Source organism: Gordonia sp. HS-NH1, from assembly GCF_001418765.1.
In the GTDB taxonomy this organism is placed as follows: Bacteria; Actinomycetota; Actinomycetes; order Mycobacteriales; family Mycobacteriaceae; genus Gordonia.
Window position 1 is genome coordinate 40,286 of record NZ_LIYC01000011.1, and the last position, 18,036, is coordinate 58,321.

Genomic DNA, 18,036 nt, shown 5'->3' on the forward strand with positions numbered 1-18,036 from the left:
GCGGACCTCCGCGGGTGTGCGTACCGGAGCGATGGCGCCGTACACATCCGCGCGATTACGCGCGGGCGGCGACGACCCCATATCCTCGGGTGTCGTGCGTGTCATGCTCATCGTCAACCCGTTCGCCACCGCGACCAGTCCGGCCGGCCGCGACGCGCTGGCGCACACCCTGAGCGCGCATTTCCACCTCGACGTCGAACTCACCACGCACCGCGGGCATGCGTTCGAGCTCGCCGCGCGCGCCGCGGCCCAGGACTTCGACACCGTCATCGTGCACGGCGGCGACGGATCGGTGAACGAGGCCGCCAACGGACTGCTCGACCCGCCGTCGAGCAGCGATCCCGACCGGCGGCGGCCCGCCCTGGCCGTGATCCCCGGCGGTAGCGCCAACGTCTTCGCCCGCACGCTGGGGATTGATCCCGACCCGTTGCTCGCGACACAGCAGATCATCACCCTCCTCGACGCGGGACGCAGTCGCCGGATCGGACTCGGCCACACCGATGACCGCTGGTTCCTGTTCAACACGGGCATGGGCATGGACGCGGTCGTCATCCACGCGATGGAGGACAAGCGGCACGCGGGCAAGACCGCGACGCCGGCCCGATACCTGTGGACCACGATCACCAGCTTCCTGAAGCAGTCCGGTTCGTCGGCCACGTTCGACGTCGAGATCCCGGGCCGGAACCGGATCGTCGGCGCGCGTTACGGTTTCGTGTCCAACACCAGCCCGTGGACCTATCTCGGACCGCGCGAGATCCGCACCAACCCCGGCACCGGTTTCCACACCGGCCTCGGGGTGTTCGTGGCGACCTCCACCGGTGTGTTCCGTAACCTCCCGCTGGCGACGCGACTCCTGTCACAGGCAGATCCCAAGGCACGCCACCTCTTTCGGGATGACGACGTCGACGAGGTGTGCTTCCGCGCGGAGGCCCCGATCGACGTACAGATGGACGGCGATTACATCGGGGCGTTCCGCGACATACGTTTTCGTCATCGCCGCGACGCCCTCACGGTCATCGCACCGCCGATCAGCACCGCCGACATCACGACGTAGGGCAGCGCCGCCGCCGCGAAGAGCCCGGCCGGACCCAGCCATGTCGACCCCAGCGCCCAGCCGGCGAAGGCCAGGATCGCGACCACCTCCTCGCCCATCCCGGCCAGCGAGGTGACGGTGGCCCGCGATGCCGATCTCAGATGGTCCTGCAGTTCGGCGTCGGCCACGACCCGCGCCCACCCCAGGATCCCGAACGCCGTCGCGACGCCCGCGGCGCCCACCGGGTGCCCCCACAGCGCCGACCCGATGAGCACGACCGCGCCCACCCCCACCGCCGGCCCGATCGCGTCGACCGACCGGAACCGCCCCGCCGCGAGCGCGCCGCCGATGTCACCGGCCGACACCACGATCATCAGCAGCGCGACCGCCGCCGGATCGGGCTCGGCGGCGGCGTCGACCACGAACGACGCGATCAGCAACGGGAGATACTCGTCGAGCGCCGCGACCCAGGTCAGCGCCACACCCAGCAGCAACATGCGCCGTGCGACCGGCTGCGTCCGCACCGAGCCCCAGCCGTGGCGGACGATCTCCCGCCAACCGAGGTCGGGGTCCGCGTCCTCGGGTTCCGGTGGATCGGCGGCGGCCTCTCGACCCTCGGGCAGCATCGCCGACATCACCGAACACAACACGCAGGCGACGACGCTGGCGGCGCCTGCGGCGTCGTAGCCGCCCCACGCGAACAACGGTGCGGCCGCCGCGGTGCCGCCGATCACTCCGATGGCCCCGGCCGCCCGCATGAGCCCGGTCAGTCGGGCGTAGTCCTGCGAGCGCCTCAGCCGGTTCAGCTCGTCGTAGACCAGCGCCTGTGTCGTGCCGGACCGCAACGCTCCACCGAGGGCCCACAGGACGAATCCGGCGGCGAAGGCAACGAACGACGGCGCCACCGTCCACAGCGCGAAACCCGACGCGGTGATCAGCGGACCGGCGACCAGCAGCTTCCGTCGGGACACGCGGTCGGCCAGCACACCGGTGGGGACCTCGACGATCACCGACGACACCGACCAGATCACGAACAGCGCCGAGATCTCGGCGGGCCCGAGCCCGGCGCCCGGAATCCCGGGGTCGGCGAAGAGGACGGCGTACAGCGGGTAGAGCGGGATGAGGTCTTCGAGGAGGGCGGAGCCCACCGCCGCGGCTGTCAGCCTGCGGTGGGGCCGCCGGGGCGGTGTGGATCAACATCGTCGGCGCATGTGGTGAACAATACCCTCGGCGTCCGGCCACGTCACGAGCGTTTTTCACCGGCGACGGGGTCGCGACCTGCAGAAAGTCGTCGACAGTACCGCCGCGAGACGCGTAGGCTACAACAAGGCCGTGAGACAAAGTGCCCGGACCCCCCTTCGGGAGTCCGCGACCGGAGTGCTAGGCGGGTGACGTGATGTTGCCCACGTGTGAAGCAAACCCATTGACTTCGGCCCGATTCGTGAAAGTATTCACAAGCAACAACGCGGAAACATTTGGTGCGCCGCGTGAACTGAGAGTTACAGCCGACAATCACCAGCAAGACGATCGAGTGGTGCGAACGCGCCCGAAGGAGTAGTGGAATGGACTGGCGTCACAAGGCCATCTGTCGCGACGAGGATCCGGAACTGTTCTTCCCCGTGGGGACCAGCGGCCCGGCCATCGCACAGGTCGCCGACGCGAAGCTCGTCTGCGCGCGGTGCCCCGTCACCGCCGACTGCCTGTCGTGGGCCCTCGAGTCCGGCCAGGATGCCGGAGTGTGGGGCGGCATGAGCGAGGACGAGCGACGCGCACTCAAGCGCCGTACCGCACGTACGCGTACCCGGAGCAGCGTCTAGGCCTCGACGGCCGGCATCGTCCCGGACTCGAAGAAAACCGGCCGCGGCCGGGTTTTTTCGTGCTCTCGTCCCCACCGTCCGGCGGAAACCGCGGTCAGACAATGCGGTACGCGACCACGGCTCACGAGCGCAGCGGAATGTAGACACCCACTTCGGTTCCCGGGCCACCCGGATTGGACCGGATGTCGAGCTCACCGCCCAGTTCGATGGACACCAAGGTCTTGACGATCTGCAGGCCGAGATGGTCGGACGTGGCCAGATCGAAATGCTCCGGGAGACCGGAACCGTTGTCGCGGACCGCTATTCGAAGGCCGCGCACATCCCGTTCGGCGACGACCGCGATCTCGGCGTCATCGTGCGGCGCGCCGTCGAAGCCGTGTTCGATCGCGTTCTGGATGAGTTCGGTGAGGACCATCACCAGCGGCATCGCGAGTTCGGCGGTCAGCACGCCGAGCCGATCGCGATGGCGCACAGCCACCCGCGCCTCCCCCGACGCGACATCGACCAGGATCGGGACCAGACGATCGACGACCTCGTCGAGGTCGACCTCCTCGTCCACGCTGCCCGACAACAACTCGTGGACGAGCGCGATGGAGGCCACTCGGCGCACCGCCTCGTTGAGCGCCTCGCGGGCATCGGAGTTCGACGTGCGCCGCGCCTGTAGTCGCAACAGCGCCGAGACCGACTGCAGGTTGTTCTTCACCCGGTGGTGGATCTCGCGGATGGTGGCGTCTTTGCTGATGAGTGCGCGGTCGCGTCGCTTGACCTCGGTGACGTCCCGGATCAGGACGACGCTTCCGGTCGTCTCGCCGCGCGGACGGAGCGGCACGGCGCGGATCAGGGCCGTCGCGCGGCGGGCGTCTGCCTCCACGCGCATCCCGATGTCGCGGTAGGGGCCGGTCGGGATCTCGGCGACGCCGGCCGCGATGTCGAGCATCAGTGCGACGTCGTCGGCCTCGAACGGTTCGGTGATGAGTTGCTTGACGACGTCGGACAAGCGGGTGTGATTGAGTTCGGCGGTCCACCCCATCCGGTGGAAGGCCGACAGCGCGTTCGGGCTGGTGTAGGTGACGAGGCCCTGTCCGTCGAGACGAACGAAGCCGTCGCCGGCGCGGGGCGTCGACAAGCCGCGCGGATTCCCCTCCTCGTGCGGAAACGTGCCGTCGGCGACCATCTGGCACAGATCGTCGGCCGAGTCCTGATAGGCGAGTTCGAGCGGCGACGGCAGGCGCGGGTGGGTGAGGTCGACAGCTCGGGTCGCCACGGCGATCACCTCGCCGTCGAAGCCGACCGGAACCGCTTCCTGCCGCATGGCCGTCGCGCCGAACCAGGTGGGGTCCTCGTCGCGCAGGATGCGGGCGGAGGTGAAGGCGCGCAACACCTGTGGATGGGCTTCGGTGTCGATGACGCGGCCGACCTCGTCGGTCGGGAAGACCGTCGAGGCCGTGTTGGGACGGCATTGCGCGACCGTGACGACCGCGCCCGCCTCCGTGCGCACCGACAACAGGAGGTCGGCGAACGAGAGGTCGGCAAGCAGTTGCCATTCGGCGACGAGGCGCTGCAGATGCGCGGCTGCCGAGTCGGACAGCGTGGTGTGTTCGGCGAGCAGGTCGGAGAGGGTGGACATCTCAGGACACGGGGGCGACGACGGGCCGGGGCCGGTTCACTACTCGTAGACGGCGATCACATCGCCGGCCTGGATGACGTCGCCGACCTCGACCTTGACCTCGGCGAGCGTGCCCGGCTCCTCGGCCAGCACGGGGATCTCCATCTTCATCGACTCCAGCAGGACCAGGGTGTCGCCGACCTCGATCTGCTCCCCTGCGGCGACGCGCACCTCGAGGACACTCGCGACGATCTCTGCCACAACGTCTTCTGCCATGCACCCAAATTAGCCCACGGCGTCGTACCCGGAGGTCCCGGTGCCGGGGGCGTCAGCAGAGGTGTTTTTGGTACGTGGGAGAATCCCTGAGACACTGTGATGTCCCGATCACCAGGGATGTCTTCCCCGGATGACACCAGGGATGTCCTCCCCGGCCGATGCCAGGGTTGTCTCAGCACAGCTGAACCAGTACACGGCGGGCCCGGTCCCACGGCGCCCGCCCCGCAATGAAGGAGATGCGTCATGGGAAAGCGCGGACGCAAGAAGCGTGCTCGTAAGAAGAACGCTGCCAACCACGGCAAGCGCCCCAACGCCTGATCACCGCACCACGCGGTCTCGGCGAGCGAGCAAGCCAAAAAGCCCGGGTACGGCCTTCACAGGCCGCCCGGGCTTTTTCGTGGGTTGTGGTTGTTGTGCTCGAGCTCGACGCGATCAGCGATCGGATTCGGAGACCTCATGCACGATCACGGTCTTGCGGATCTCGATGCGCAGACGGTCGCGCAGGCTCTGCGGCGCCTGGTCGCCGCCGCACTTCCGGTTGACGAGCGCCTTGAGCTGCTGTTCGATGCCGTAGTGCGCCAGGCACGACGGGCAGGAGTCGAGATGGCCCTGGAGTCGTTCCCGGGCGTTCTGGTCACACTCGTTGTCCAGCAGGAGCCAGACATCGGCGATGACGGCCGAGCAGTCGAGCTGGGTCAGCTCCGGATCGACGTCGCTCATCGCGCCACCTCCGCATCCGCCGCCGCACGTGCGGAACGATTGAACCCGCGCTCACGCGCGACGTCGGCCAGCAGCTCGCGCAGCTGACGGCGACCGCGGTGCAGTCGGGACATGACGGTACCGATCGGGGTGTCCATGATCTCGGCGATCTCCTTGTACGGCAGGCCTTCCACATCGGCGTAGTAGACGGCCATCCGGAAGTCTTCCGGCAATTCCTGCAGCGCGGCCTTGATCTCGTCGTCGGGGAGGGCGTCGAGCGCCTCGATCTCCGCCGACCGCAGCCCCTGCGAGGTGTGCTCGGCGGTCGCCGCGATCTGCCAGTCGGTGATCTCGTCGGTCGGGTACTGCGCGGGCTGACGCTGCTTCTTGCGGTAGCCGTTGATGTAGGTGTTGGTGAGAATCCGGTAGAGCCAGGCCTTGAGGTTGGTGCCCTCCCGGAACGACGCGAACGCGGTGAACGCCTTGATGTAGGTCTCCTGGACCAGATCCTCGGCGTCGGCGGGATTGCGGGTCATCCGCAGCGCGGCACCGTACATCTGGTCGAGCAGCGGCAGCGCGTCGCGCTCGAACCGCTCGGTCAGCTGCTCCGGCGATTCGCTCGGATCGGCCCGGCGGGGTGCCTTGGCGGTACCGGACCGGCCGGTCGCCGACTGTGCCGGGCCGGACGACCCCGGGCCGGACGACTCTGTGTCGGATGCTTCTGTGTCGGACACTACGATCCCTTCGATGGGAGGCATCACGGAGATGTTGTCGATCAAGCTTACCGACCCGTCCCCCACCGAGAGTGACCTCGGCTCGGTGCGCTGCGGGAGCTCCATCACGGCCGCTGTGCTCATATGCCTCCCGACCTCCTTCGTGTCCGTTTCCCTACGTCCGCTGTCCGAACAGTCCCAACAGAGCGCGACGGGCGGTTTGTTCCCGGGTCGCCGTTGCGATCGCGGCGGGCCGATCCCGGCGGAGGCCTCTCGCGCCACCCCCGCGACCCCGCTCACCACCAGGAGGTAACCGACGATGGCATCCACCCCGGCGATCGCCGCACTCGAACGTGCTCGGATCGCCCACTCCGTACACCGGTACGCGCACGACCCGCGTTCGGAGGCCTACGGCGCGGAGGCCGTCGCCGCACTCGCCGACACCCTCGGCGTGCGGCCCGAGCAGATCTTCAAGACCTTGGTCATCGAACTCTCCGGCGGCGGGCGATCCGGTCTGGCCGTCGCGGTGGTCCCGGTGCCCGGCAAGCTGTCACTCAAGTCGGCGGCGGCCGCGCTCGGTGCGTCGAAGGCGACGATGGCCGAGGCCAAGGCGGTCACCCGGACCACCGGTTATGTCCTCGGCGGTGTCTCGCCCGTCGGTCAGCGCACCCTGCTGCCCACGGTGATCGACTCCTCGGCCACGGGGTTCGACCGCGTGCTGTGCAGCGCAGGCAAGCGCGGGCTCGAGATCGAACTGGCCCCGGCGGATCTGGTGTCGGTCACCGAGGCCGTGGTCGCCGACATCGCCGCCGCCTAGTCGCCCCCACTAGGGCAGCATGGACACCATGTGCGGACGCTATGCGGTGACCACCGACCCGGCGAAGCTCGCGGCGGAGATCGAGGCCGTCAACGAGGTACCCGAACCGGCGGGTGAGGACTCCACCGATCTCGATGCCACTCCCCGCCCGCCCGGCGTGAACTACAACGTGGCACCGACGACGACGGTGATGACCGTCGTCAAGCGCCACTCGCCCGACGATCCCGACGACGATCCGTTGTTGCGGGTGCGGGCGATGCGCTGGGGACTGGTGCCGCCGTGGGCCAAAGAGGTCGGCAAGGGGCCGCTGCTGTTCAACGCCCGCGCCGAGAGTGCGGCGGAGAAGAGTTCGTTCCGTTCGTCGGTCAAGTCGCGGCGCTGCCTCGTACCGATGGACGGGTGGTACGAGTGGAAGAAGGGTCCGGTCGACAGCAAGGGCAAACCCACCAAGATCCCGTTCTTCATGTCCCCGCAGGACGGGACCCGGCTCTTCATGGCGGGCCTGTGGTCGGTCTGGCATCCCAAGACCGACGCCGACACGGCCGAACCGGCCCCGCCGCTGCTCAGCTGCTCCATCCTCACCACCGATGCGGTCGGCGAGCTGCGCGACGTCCACGACCGGATGCCGCTGATCATGCCGTACGACAGCTGGGATGCCTGGCTCGATCCGGATGGCCGGGCGCCCGACGAACTGTTCGCCCCACCCGCCCGGTCACTGGTCGACGCCATCGCGATCCGCGAGGTCGCCCCACTGGTCAACCGGGTCGCGAACAACGGACCGGAGTTGCTCAACCCTTCGTGACGCTCGCAAGCTCGCTCCTCAGGGAGCTGTTGTGAGACAAGCCCTCCCGCCGGCGCGCCCCGGTTCGCTCAGCTGAACTCGTAGTCGCGCAACGGGAACGAGTTCATCTCGCGCAGGGTGCGCAACGTCGATGCCGGCCGCAGGAGCGTCGCCTCGCCGTGCTGGTTGAAGTAGTAACTGCGTGACGTCGCGCAGTCCCCGTTGTAGAACACCGACGACTGCAGGCGGTCGGTCACCTCGTCGAGGAAGGCATCGTTGGCCGCCTCGGTGACCTCGAAGGTGCGTTGCCCGCGGCGACGGAGCTCACCGAACAGTCGCGCGATGTGCTTCATCTGGCCCTCGATGGTCGTGAAGTACGACAACCCGCTGTAGGAGTACGGACTGTTGAGGGACAGCAGGTTCGGGAACTTGGGGACCGTCACGCCCTCGTAGGCCTGGAAACGGTTCTCGCGCCAGAACTTCCCGAGGTTGCGCCCGTCCCGGCCGATGATGTCGAATGCCGGGAAGTTGACGTCCCAGAGGTTGAACCCGGTGGCGAGGACGAGGGTGTCGATCTCGGTGCGTGTGCCGTCGGCGGCCAGGATGGCATCGGCTTCGAGGCCGGCGATGCCGCTGGTCTCCAGCGTCACGTTCGGCTTGGCGAAGCTGGCGAAGTAGGTGTTGGAGAAGGTCGGGCGTTTGCATCCGAAGTCGTAGTCCGGAGTGAGCTTCCGCCGCAGCTCCGGGTCGTCGATCTGCGCGCGCAGGTGGGCCTTGGCCAGTCGGGCGGCCAGCTTGTTGCCCGGCTTGACCTGCTTGTAGTGCAGGACGCCGAACACCATCAACAGTTCCAGCAGCGACGAATTGACCAGTCGCGCAGCGCGTTGGGTGAGCGGGATCCGGCGGAACAGCCGCTGCACGACCGCGGGGATCGCGAAGTCTATCTTGGGGACCACCCAGATGGCGGTGCGCTGGAAGACGGTCAGGGTGTCGGCACGGGCGGCGATCTCCGGGATGAGCTGGACGGCGGTGGCGCCGGTGCCGATCACGGCGACCTTCTTGCCCGCGAAGTCGAATCCGTCGTCCCACGCGGCGGTGTGCAGGATGGTGCCCGCGAAGTTCTCGATCCCGGGGAAGTCGGGGACGTGCGGCTGTGACAGGAATCCCGTCGCGGTCACCAGGTAGCGGGCGGTCCGCTCACCGCCGTCACCTGTCCGGACACGCCACAGCTGATCCTCGGAGTCCCATGACGCGGACTCGACGAGGGTGCCGAACTCCATGTGCCGCTTGAGATCGTATTTGTCCGCGACGTGGTGGGCGTAGCGCTTGAGCTCGGCGCCCGGCGCGAACAGTCGGGACCAGTACGGATTGGGTTCGAACGAATAGGAGTAGGTGACCGAGGCGATGTCGACGGCCAGTCCGGGGTAGTGGTTCACGTGCCACGTGCCGCCCAGATCGTCTTCGCGCTCGAGGATCGCGATGTTGTCCAACCCCTGACGCTTGAGTTCGATCGCGGCGCCCATCCCGCCGAAGCCTGCACCGACGATCACGACGTCGAGTTCTGGTTGCATCCGACACACCCCCAACTTGCTGCACTGCGGAAGTTAACTGTTACCACCAGTTACTGTAACTCAGCACACAGCGCTGTACCAGGGCCGCGGCGGTAGCGTGTCGGCTGCCATGTCTGACCGTTCGAGTGTCCCCGCCTCCTCCTCCGCCCCTTCCGGTGCATCGTTCGCAGCGGCCGTCTACGCCTTCACGGTGATCATGCTGGGCACCACGCTGCCCACGCCGCTCTACGCGATCTACGGCGAGGAACTCGGCTTCGGCGTCACCACCACGACCGTGATCTTCGCCGTGTACGCGGCCGGGGTCATCGCCGCGCTGATCGGTTTCGGACGCTGGTCCGACGTCATCGGTCGGCGCAAGATGCTCATCGCCGGTGCGATCCTGTCGACGGTCAGCGCCGTGGTGTTCCTGACCGCGGGCCCCGTCTGGCAGTTGCTGCTGGGCCGCGTGCTGTCCGGGCTGTCCGCCGGCATCTATGCCGGCGCCGCCACCACCGCGGTCATCGAACTCGCCCCGGCGTCCTGGCGGGGACGCGCGCCGGCGGTGGCGACCGCCGCCAACATCGGCGGCCTGGGCCTGGGTCCGCTGATCGCCGGCCTCCTCGCCGAGTACGCACCGTCCCCGCTGCACACCCCGTTCGTGCTCGATCTCGCCTTGCTGGTCCTCGTCTTCGTCGGCATCTGGCGACTCCCCGAGACCGTCGACGTCGTCCCGGGCGCCCGGCTGAGCGTGCAGAGACTGTCGGTGCCCGCCGACATCCGCGGCGTGTTCGTCCGGGCGTCGATCGCGGCCTTCGCCGGGTTCGCGGTGATGGGCACCTTCACCGGCGTGATGCCCTCCTTCGTCACGAACATCCTCGGCATCGACGACCACGCGTTCACCGGATTCCTGGTGTTCGTGCTGTTCGCGTCCTCGGCGCTCACCCAGATCGTCGTACGTCGGATGCCCACCGAGCCGGCGCTGATCGCCGGCTGCGCCCTCCTCATCCTCGGAACGGGCCTGTCGATCCTGGGGCTGGTCGCCGCGTCGACCCCGGCGCTGCTCGGCGGCGCGGTGATCTGCGGTGTGGGGCAGGGCATGTCGTTCAGCAAGGGCCTGGCGTCGGTGGTCGCCGCGACGCCGGCCGGACGCAAGGCCGAGGTCACCTCGACCTACTTCGTCGTCGCCTACGTGGCGATCTCCATCCCGATCGTCGGCCAGGGGATCACCGCGCAGTACTGGGGTCTCCGGCCCGCCGGGATCGCCTTCAACATCGGTGTCGCCGTGCTGGCCCTCGTCGCGCTCGTGCTGACCATCGTGTCCGTCAGGAACCTGGCACGCCCGACTCGTTGAGCCCCGATCTATTCAGCACCGACACCAGCCTGCGGAACCGCACGCTGCTGACGAGATCCTCGACGAGGACGACGTCGCCCTCGGTATTGGCCAGCGGGACACACCAGTTCGGATACTGGCTGCTGTCGGTGCCCGGCTGGTTCTGAATCCGCCGCTCCCCCACCGCGTCCACCAGAGCGACGCTCAGCAGCACCGACGGGGTCCGTGCGATCACCGCGTACAGGGCGTCGACGACCTTGGGATCTGTCAGCGGGGTGTCCCGGGAGAGCAGTCCGCGCTCGTAGGCCAGTTCGAGTACCGCGTCGCGTTCGCGCGCGTCCCGGGCCCGCTCGGCGTCCTCGCCGGAGGCGAGCAGGCCCAGCCGCGATCGCAGCGTGATGTGGTCGCCCGCCAGATATCCCACGGTCGGCGGCAGGTCGTGCGTCGTCACCGAGGTCAGGCACAGCTCGCGGTAGTCCTCGGGCGGGATCGCCGCGTCGGGTCCCTGTTCGAACCAGAGGATCGAGGTGCCGAGGATTCCGCGCTCGCGGAGCGAGTCCTGCACCGACGGCTCGAAGACCCCGAGATCCTCGCCGACGACGACCGCGTCGGCGCGTTGCGCCTCGAGCGCCAGGATGCCGATCAGTGCTTCGCTGTCGTAGTGCACGTAGGTCCCGTGAGCCGGGCTGCTCCCGTCGGGAATCCACCAGAGCCGGAACAGTCCGAGGATGTGGTCGACGCGCACACCTCCCGCATGTCGCAGGACGGTGCGGATCATGTCGCGGTACGGCTCGTACCCGGCCTCGGCGAGGCGCCGGGGATGCCACGGCGGCTGGTCCCAGTCCTGTCCCTGCTGGTTGAAGCCGTCGGGCGGCGCTCCCACGGTCGCCCCGGAGGCGAGCACGTCGCCCAGCGCCCACGCGTCGGCGCTGTGCCGCGCGACACCCACCGCGAGATCGGCCATCACGCCGATCCCCATGCCCGCGGAGCGCGCCGCATGCGCGGCGGTGGCGAGCTGTTCGTCGCAGATCCACTGCAGCCACATGTAGAAGTCGATGCGCCGGGCCAGCTTTCGGCGCTTCTTCTTCATGTACGCGCGGTCGAGGAACTTTCCGTGCCAGCGCGGGTCGTCGGCGTCGTAGCGTTCGGCGAGTGCGCACCACGTCGCGAAACGCTTGAGGCCCTTGCCCTCACGGCGCCGAAAGTCGCGGTAGGCGCTTGCGCGCGCGGGTGCGAGCGGGACGCCGTAGATCAGTTCGAGCGCCTCCATCTTGGCGCGGAAGGACTTGTTGCGCCGGATCTTGTCGGTGGCGGTGTTCTCGGTGAGGAAACTGCGACCCAGTGCCTTGACCCACTTGCGCTGCGACTTCGACAGCCCGTCCAGTTCGGGGATGTCGGTGATCCGGATGTAGAGCGGATTGACGAAGCGCCTCGTCACCGGCAGATACGGGGACGCCTCGATCGGCGCCTGCGGCTGGGCCGCATGCAGCGGATTGACCTGGACGAAGTCGGCGCCGTACGCGCTCGCGGCCACCTCGCAGATGCCGGCGAGATCGGCGAAGTCGCCCACGCCCCACGAGTCGGCCGATCGGATCGAGTACAGCTGCGCGGCGAGTCCCCACCGTTTGCGGCCGATCAACCGGTCCGCGGTGTGCAGGCGACGCGGCGTCACGATCAGCGGCGCACTCGACGCCGACGAGTCGTCGAGGTCGAGTGCCTTGATCTGGTGATACCCGGGCGACAGGTCATCGGGCACGGCGAACGTCGCGCGGCCGACGAGGGCATCGTCGACCTGGCGCGGTTCGACCCAGACGTCGAGCTGTGGAGCCGCGACGTCCTCGCCGGTCTCGCTGACGATCCACACCTTCACCAGATGACCGTGCGGGACGTGGACGGCGAACGTGGCGCCCGAGCCCTCGGTCACGACCGTCACCGCCGGGACGAACTCGCGCCACGGCTGTTCGTCGATCTCGCGGATCGACTCCTCGATCTCCTCGGGCGACCCCGCGGGCACCTCGAGCGCCCGCAGGACCGCGACCAGTGTCTCGGGGTCCACGTCGTGACGCTTCTCGCCCCAGCCGACGTAGCTGGTGGCGACGCCGTAGCGGTGAGCGAGTGCGGTCAACCGATCGAGGTTCACATCAGCCACCCGTGCATGATCGCAGCATTTCCACGCGCGCGCCGTGCGCGCCGCGCGGTTCCCGCCCGAGGCATGGCGCTCACCCGAACAGCACCCCGGGATTCAGCAGACCCCGCGGGTCGAGCGCCGCCTTGATCGCCCGCATGGTCGCGAGGTCGGTGGCGTCGCGGCCGAGGTGCGTCCAGGCCACTTTCGCGCGCCCGATCCCGTGCTCGGCACTGATGCTGCCCCCGTTGGCGGCCACGATCCCGAACACGGAGTCGGTCACCGCGGTCGCGTGCTCCGGCGGGATGTCGAGCAGGTTGACGTGGATGTTGCCGTCCCCGACGTGCCCGAAGAGGATTGGCCGGCAAGGGAACGCGCCGTCCGTACCGATTCGGGACAGTTCCGCGAACGCCTCGGGCAGTGCTCTGATGGGCACCGAGATGTCGAGCTTGACGACCGGCGTCGAACTCGATCGGGCGATGGCCTCGGTGTGGCCTTCGCGGGTTGCCCAGAGCGCGCGGGCCGGAGCCGGTTCCAGGACGGCGTCGATGATCCCGGGGGTGGCGGCGAGGAGTTCGGCTGCCGCCGACTCGATGTCACCGGTCCCCGACAGCTCCACGAGTACGTAGTAGGGGCCCGGCGTGGTGGTCGGCCGCCGGTGCCCGTGGTCGGAGACGAGTGCGACACCCGCTTCGGTCATCAGTTCGGCGGCTTCGACGGTCAGCCCCGCCGACGACGCGGCGCCGATCAGGTCGATGGCGTTCTCGACCCGCTCGACCGACGCGACCGCGACCGTGGCGGCCGTCGGCGGCGTGACGAGCCTGAACAGGACGCGAGTGATCACCGCCAGGGTTCCTTCGCTGCCGGCGAGCAGGGACGGCAGGTCGTATCCCACGTTGTCCTTGACCAGCGAGGTCCACCGGCGGAGAACACTGCCGTCGGCGAGGACCGCCTCGATCCCGAGGATCTGCGACCTCGCGTTGCCCCGGCGGATCATCCGTGTCCCACCGGCATTGGTCGCCACGACCCCGCCCGCGGTCGCGCTCTGGCGCGAGGCGAGATCGATGCCGAAGGAGAGACCGGACTCCCCCGCACGCCGGTCGATGGACTCGACGGTCGCGCCCGCCTGGACGCCGACGTACCGGCCCACGGTGTCCACTTCGTCGATGTCGGTCATCCGCACCGTCGACAGCACGATCCGCGGATCGGTCGTCCCGCCACCGGGCGGCGGGACGGAACCGCCGACGAGCCCGGTGTTACCGCCCTGCACGCAGATCCGGATGCCCGAGCGGTCGCATTCGGCGATCACGTGCGAGACCTCGCCGGTGGTGCGGGGCCGGACGACCGCGTCGGCCTCACCGCGGTACCGGCCGGTCCAGTCGGTCAGGAAGCCCGCCGTCGCGTCGGCGTCGGTCAGGACATTCGCATCGCCGACGATCTCGCGAAGCGAGGTCAGGACGCCGGAGATGTCCTCCGGACGTCGCGGGCCGGAACCGATCCCAGGAGGACCGAGGTCCTCACGATCGCGGGAAGGCATCGAGGATCGGGGTGTCGCCGTCGTTGAACTCGATCACCTCGTGCACGGCGGCGGGATGGTCGAGGACTGCCGCCGCCACCTGGGCGACGTTGTCACGGCTCACCTCGTCCCCCTCTACCCGATCGCCACCCAGAGCGATACTGCCGGTTCCGGTTTCGTCGGTCAGCCGGCTGGGTCCGAGGATCGTCCACCGGAGCTCGGTGGACTTCAGATACGTGTCTGCGGCCGCTTTCGCCTCGGCATACGCGTGGAACGAATTGTCCTCGGGCACACCATGGTCGGGGCCCGCACCGAAGTAGGACACCATCACGTAGCGGTGCACCCCCGCGCGGACGGCGGCGTCCATGGACCGGATCGCGGCGTCACGATCGACGGAGTACGTCCGTGCCGGATCCCCGCCGCCGGCGCCCGCGGTCCACACCACCGCGTCGTGGCCGGAGATCGCGGTGGCGATGCCGGTGGTGTCGAGCGTCTCGACGTCGGCGACCACGGGCACGGCGCCGGTGTCCGCGACGTCCTCGGCGTGTTCGGGGTTCCTGATGATCGAGGTCACCTCGTCACCGCGGGCTGTCAGTATCCGGGCCAGCCGCAGTGCGATCTTGCCGTGTCCGCCGATGATCGCCACTCGAGTCACTGGATGCTCACTTTCGGTTGCTCACTTGTGCGGTCGCCATGTCCTCGTACCCAATCCAACGTACGCACATGCACCGGGCACCAAGCACGACTCCGCCCCGGCGCCGTCGTTCCGAGGGAACGCGGGCCGGGGCGGAGTCGAGCGTTGTGGGTCCGGGTGACCTCAGACGCGGGTGTGTCCGCGCCGCCCGGTCACCAGCTTGACGAGGAACAGCAGGATGCACGCACCCGCCAGACAGGTGATGAAGCTGAAGATCCAACCGGCACCCTCCACGTCGACCCCGAACAGGGTCAGCAGCCAACCGCCGAGGAGCCCGCCGATGACACCGACCACGATGTTGAGGATGATCCCCTGCTGTGCATCGGTCTTCATGATCTTGCTGGCGATCCAGCCGGCCAATCCGCCGATGATGATCCACGCGATGATGCCAATTCCCAGCATGTCTGCCTCCTGAGGTCGTCGTTGATCCGTTGAGCGGATCATCCGATCGCAAGATCGTTCGATCTGCTACATCCGTCAACGTACCCAGAACGGCGACACTCAAACCGGCACCGAGAGAAACGTGTACACATCGAGACCGGTCCTGTCACCGGATCGAGACCCGGCACCGGGGAATCCTTCTCAGGGGCAGGTCACCTTGATCTCGTAGGACTTCGTGACCGGTTCGGTCGGGTTGGCGAGATCGACACCGGATGCCTCGCCGGTCACCGTGTAGGTGTCGCCGTCCTTGGTGACGTCTGCACTGCCGCCGCCTGCGCCTTTCTGGTAGCCCAGGGTGACTCCGTCGAGTGAGCCGAGACCCACGGACTCGACCTCGGGGGAATCGCCCGACGTCAGCACGACGCCGATACCCGAGGTCCCCGAGCCCGCCCCGATCCCGATCGTCACCTTGCCGGCGGCGTCCGTGCAACCGACCGTCTTGTCCGCCAGTTCCAGTTCCTGACCGTCGACGGTCACCGTCGCCTCCGCGTCGGTGCCTGCCGATGCCGAGTCCGAGTCGTCGGAACCGCACGCGGTGAGGGCGACGGCCAGTGCCGCGGCGCCGAGAACCGAAGTGATGTGGACTTTACGCATGGTGGGAACCCCTTGAGGAGGAATCGAGACGCCGCCCGGTCGGTCGGCTGAGACGAATTTAGACGCTTGAGCTGGGCTTCGGCGTCAGTTGACCGAATGGGACGCGGGAACTCGGGAGGGTCGCGGAGAGTTTGGCGCCGGCCTCGACCATGACCGCGCGAGTGAGGTCGCGGAGCTGTTCGTAGTGTCCGTGGTAACCGTATTTCGCGTGCAGGCTGGGCCAGGACGTGAAGTCGGCTGCCGCGCCGATCGCATTGCCCTCGTGCACATAGGTCGGCAGGACGTTCTGGATCGTGGCATCCCGCCGCAGTCGCCGCACCGTGTCCTGATGGAGAGCCGACGACGCCCGGTACTTGCTGATGACGACCCCCAGTTCGACGATGTCGCGTCCCAGTTCGGCGCCGAAATCCGCGACCTGACGCTGGATGTGCGGAATCGCATAGGTGGACAGCACATCCGGGATGGTCGGGATCAGATAGCCGGCGGCCATCGCCAATCCGTTGAGGCTGAACGGTCCGACATTGGGCGGACAGTCGATGAGGATGTAGTCGTAATTCCCGGCGATCGGTTCCAGCGCGCTCCGCAGGACCTCCACGGCCGCCAGGTGGTCGTCGGCGGTGACCCGATGGGCGCTCAGCTCCTCGGCCAGCTCGATGAGGTCCAGCGAGGACGGCAGCAGGTCGATTCCGGTGAGTCCACTCACGGTCGAGACATCGCGTTGCACGCTGCCCTCGAGATCGAAGGTCCGGGTGCCGTCGAGCACATCGGCGAACAGCGTGGCGACGGTCTGACGCCTGGCGTTGCACGCGAGCCAACGCTCCTGGCCGATCGTCATGGTCGTCAGATTGGTCTGCGCGTCCAGGTCGACGAGCAGGACCTTCTTGCCGAAGACACCGGCGAGGAAGTCGGCGAGGCCCCCGGTGAGCGTGGTCTTCCCGACCCCGCCCTTGAGGCTGATGGTCGCGATCACCGTCGGCATGGTGTCCCCGGTCTGTTCGGTCGTCCTGGGTCGCGAGTCAGATTACCGACCCCGTGCCGAGGCCACCGGGTGTTCGCTCCCGCGCCATCCGACGTCGACGTACCCGCAACGTGCGAAATAGACGACCATCTCGATGTACACCCTCATTCTGCGGGTATTCCGATGATCTGTAACAATGATTCGGTGAGCATTGACCGGCGATATCCATGAAATGGGTCGGCCGATTCAGAAGCACAGTGAGAAACTCACTCGACACACATTTATGAGAATTCGCCGAAATGCGATATCCCGCGAACACCGACGACCATGCATCTCGATTGTCTCGACCGAGATCATCCCGCACGTTGAGCTCGGCCCGGGCTCAGAACCCACGCGAAAGGACAACCGCATGAGTATCCGAGTCCGAAAGGTCACCGCCGGCCTGGCGGTCTGCGCCGCGGCGGCGATCGGCGCCGCCCACACACCCGATGCCGCGGCCGCGCCGACCGACGTCACCGCAACAGCGTCCGCAGCCGGGAACACGGTCACCCTGACGGTCACGAACAAGGCCGCGAAACGCATCGGCTGCGAGATCGTCGGCGTCCCGGCGGGCGGCGCCCCGACGAACGTCGTCTTCGGGTACCAGACCCCCGAGGAGCTCGGCGCGCTCATCACCCCCGGGTCGTCGAAGTCGTTGCCGCTGCGAATTTCTCAGGGCACGCCACCCGCCCCCACCGGATCGACGACGATCCCGGACGGCACCTACGACATCTACTGGGGCTGCACCACGATCACGTTGCCGCCGGGCACGGGCGCCACCGAGGAGTTCTGGGGCACGAACCCGCCCCTGACCGGCATGACCCCGACGGTCGCCGCACCGATCCGGGTGACGGTGCCGGGCGGCGCGGCAACACCCCCGGCCCCGGGTCCCGATGCACCGGCGACTCCCGGTCAGCCGATCATCCCCGGACTGCCGGCCATCCCCGGACTCCCCGAGATCGAGTTGCCGGAAGAGATCTGCACGACCTCGTCCTGCGTTCCCATCGGCTGACCCGCCCGGCGTGACCGCCGGTTTGGGCATAGCAC

Annotated in this window: 19 protein-coding genes; 7 read left to right on the forward strand and 12 right to left on the reverse strand. The window is 68.1% G+C overall.

The genetic code is table 11. The features are described 5' to 3' along the window. Window positions 1-103 precede the first annotated feature (103 nt). Window positions 104-1,054, forward strand: coding sequence for a diacylglycerol/lipid kinase family protein (locus AMD30_RS10235; RefSeq protein WP_197282767.1), 951 nt, complete (start codon window positions 104-106; stop codon window positions 1,052-1,054). On the opposite strand, the gene AMD30_RS10240 is transcribed toward AMD30_RS10235, so the two are convergent. Continuing rightward, a complete protein-coding gene (locus AMD30_RS10240; RefSeq protein WP_055475553.1) occupies window positions 991-2,181 on the reverse strand; it encodes an MFS transporter in 1,191 nt (396 codons plus the stop codon). The genes AMD30_RS10235 and AMD30_RS10240 overlap by 64 nt on opposite strands. Before the next feature lie 414 nt (window positions 2,182-2,595). On the opposite strand from AMD30_RS10240, the gene AMD30_RS10245 reads away from it, so the two are divergent. After that, complete coding sequence (locus AMD30_RS10245; RefSeq protein WP_004023450.1) at window positions 2,596-2,850, forward strand: WhiB family transcriptional regulator; 255 nt, start codon at window positions 2,596-2,598, stop codon at window positions 2,848-2,850. A 121-nt stretch (window positions 2,851-2,971) separates the two neighbouring features. Here AMD30_RS10245 and AMD30_RS10250 read toward each other — a convergent pair whose 3' ends face one another. Next, window positions 2,972-4,477 carry a sensor histidine kinase gene (locus AMD30_RS10250; RefSeq protein WP_055475554.1) on the reverse strand — a complete coding sequence of 502 codons (1,506 nt, stop codon included), beginning with the start codon at window positions 4,475-4,477 and terminating at the stop codon, window positions 2,972-2,974. Window positions 4,478-4,516: 39 nt separating this feature from the next. Then, window positions 4,517-4,732, reverse strand: a complete 216-nt coding sequence (locus AMD30_RS10255; protein ID WP_055475555.1) for a biotin/lipoyl-binding carrier protein — start codon at window positions 4,730-4,732, stop codon at window positions 4,517-4,519. 243 nt (window positions 4,733-4,975) lie between these two features. On the opposite strand from AMD30_RS10255, the gene AMD30_RS25790 reads away from it, so the two are divergent. Then, window positions 4,976-5,050, forward strand: coding sequence for a 50S ribosomal protein bL37 (locus AMD30_RS25790; protein WP_369758845.1), 75 nt, complete (start codon window positions 4,976-4,978; stop codon window positions 5,048-5,050). 114 nt (window positions 5,051-5,164) lie between these two features. On the opposite strand, the gene rsrA is transcribed toward AMD30_RS25790, so the two are convergent. Together rsrA and AMD30_RS10265 are read right to left on the reverse strand one after the other, a co-directional pair. Then, a complete protein-coding gene (gene rsrA / locus AMD30_RS10260) occupies window positions 5,165-5,452 on the reverse strand; it encodes a mycothiol system anti-sigma-R factor (protein WP_055475556.1) in 288 nt (95 codons plus the stop codon). Then, window positions 5,449-6,288, reverse strand: a complete 840-nt coding sequence (locus AMD30_RS10265; RefSeq protein WP_055475557.1) for a sigma-70 family RNA polymerase sigma factor — start codon at window positions 6,286-6,288, stop codon at window positions 5,449-5,451. Before AMD30_RS10265 ends, rsrA begins: the two co-directional genes overlap by 4 nt. A 175-nt stretch (window positions 6,289-6,463) precedes the next feature. Here AMD30_RS10265 and ybaK point away from each other — a divergent pair, with 175 nt between their 5' ends. Both ybaK and AMD30_RS10275 read left to right on the forward strand, forming a co-directional pair. Continuing rightward, a complete protein-coding gene (gene ybaK / locus AMD30_RS10270) occupies window positions 6,464-6,961 on the forward strand; it encodes a Cys-tRNA(Pro) deacylase (protein ID WP_010843918.1) in 498 nt (165 codons plus the stop codon). Window positions 6,962-6,989: 28 nt separating this feature from the next. Continuing rightward, window positions 6,990-7,763: an SOS response-associated peptidase gene (locus AMD30_RS10275; protein ID WP_055475610.1), complete on the forward strand. Its 774-nt coding sequence runs from the start codon at window positions 6,990-6,992 to the stop codon at window positions 7,761-7,763. Between the two features lie 68 nt (window positions 7,764-7,831). Here the strand turns inward: AMD30_RS10275 and AMD30_RS10280 are convergent, their stop codons facing one another. Continuing rightward, the gene (locus tag AMD30_RS10280; protein WP_055475558.1) at window positions 7,832-9,313 is read right to left on the reverse strand and encodes a flavin-containing monooxygenase; all 1,482 of its coding nucleotides are present in this window, start codon (window positions 9,311-9,313) and stop codon (window positions 7,832-7,834) included. Between the two features lie 109 nt (window positions 9,314-9,422). Between AMD30_RS10280 and AMD30_RS10285 the strand changes: the two genes are divergently transcribed. Next, the gene (locus tag AMD30_RS10285; protein ID WP_055475559.1) at window positions 9,423-10,643 is read left to right on the forward strand and encodes an MFS transporter; all 1,221 of its coding nucleotides are present in this window, start codon (window positions 9,423-9,425) and stop codon (window positions 10,641-10,643) included. Here the strand turns inward: AMD30_RS10285 and malQ are convergent. From malQ to AMD30_RS10315, 6 genes are all read right to left on the reverse strand, one after another. Then, window positions 10,615-12,762, reverse strand: a complete 2,148-nt coding sequence (malQ, locus tag AMD30_RS10290; protein ID WP_055475560.1) for a 4-alpha-glucanotransferase — start codon at window positions 12,760-12,762, stop codon at window positions 10,615-10,617. The genes AMD30_RS10285 and malQ overlap by 29 nt on opposite strands. A 79-nt stretch (window positions 12,763-12,841) precedes the next feature. Beyond that, entirely contained in the window at window positions 12,842-14,284 is a 1,443-nt protein-coding gene (locus AMD30_RS10295) for an FAD-binding oxidoreductase (protein ID WP_084817238.1), read from the reverse strand. Further along, window positions 14,265-14,918, reverse strand: a complete 654-nt coding sequence (locus AMD30_RS10300) for an SDR family oxidoreductase (RefSeq protein ID WP_197282765.1) — start codon at window positions 14,916-14,918, stop codon at window positions 14,265-14,267. Before AMD30_RS10300 ends, AMD30_RS10295 begins: the two co-directional genes overlap by 20 nt. Window positions 14,919-15,080: 162 nt before the next feature. Then, on the reverse strand, window positions 15,081-15,359 hold the full coding sequence (locus AMD30_RS10305) for a GlsB/YeaQ/YmgE family stress response membrane protein (protein ID WP_010843911.1): 279 nt from the start codon (window positions 15,357-15,359) through the stop codon (window positions 15,081-15,083). A gap of 180 nt (window positions 15,360-15,539) precedes the next feature. Next, entirely contained in the window at window positions 15,540-15,992 is a 453-nt protein-coding gene (locus tag AMD30_RS10310) for a lipoprotein LpqH (RefSeq protein ID WP_055475562.1), read from the reverse strand. 58 nt (window positions 15,993-16,050) lie between these two features. Further along, a complete protein-coding gene (locus tag AMD30_RS10315) occupies window positions 16,051-16,971 on the reverse strand; it encodes a ParA family protein (protein ID WP_055475563.1) in 921 nt (306 codons plus the stop codon). Window positions 16,972-17,359: 388 nt separating this feature from the next. Here AMD30_RS10315 and AMD30_RS10320 point away from each other — a divergent pair, with 388 nt between their 5' ends. Further along, complete coding sequence (locus AMD30_RS10320) at window positions 17,360-18,001, forward strand: hypothetical protein (RefSeq protein WP_055475564.1); 642 nt, start codon at window positions 17,360-17,362, stop codon at window positions 17,999-18,001. The last annotated feature ends 35 nt before the right edge of the window (window positions 18,002-18,036 follow it).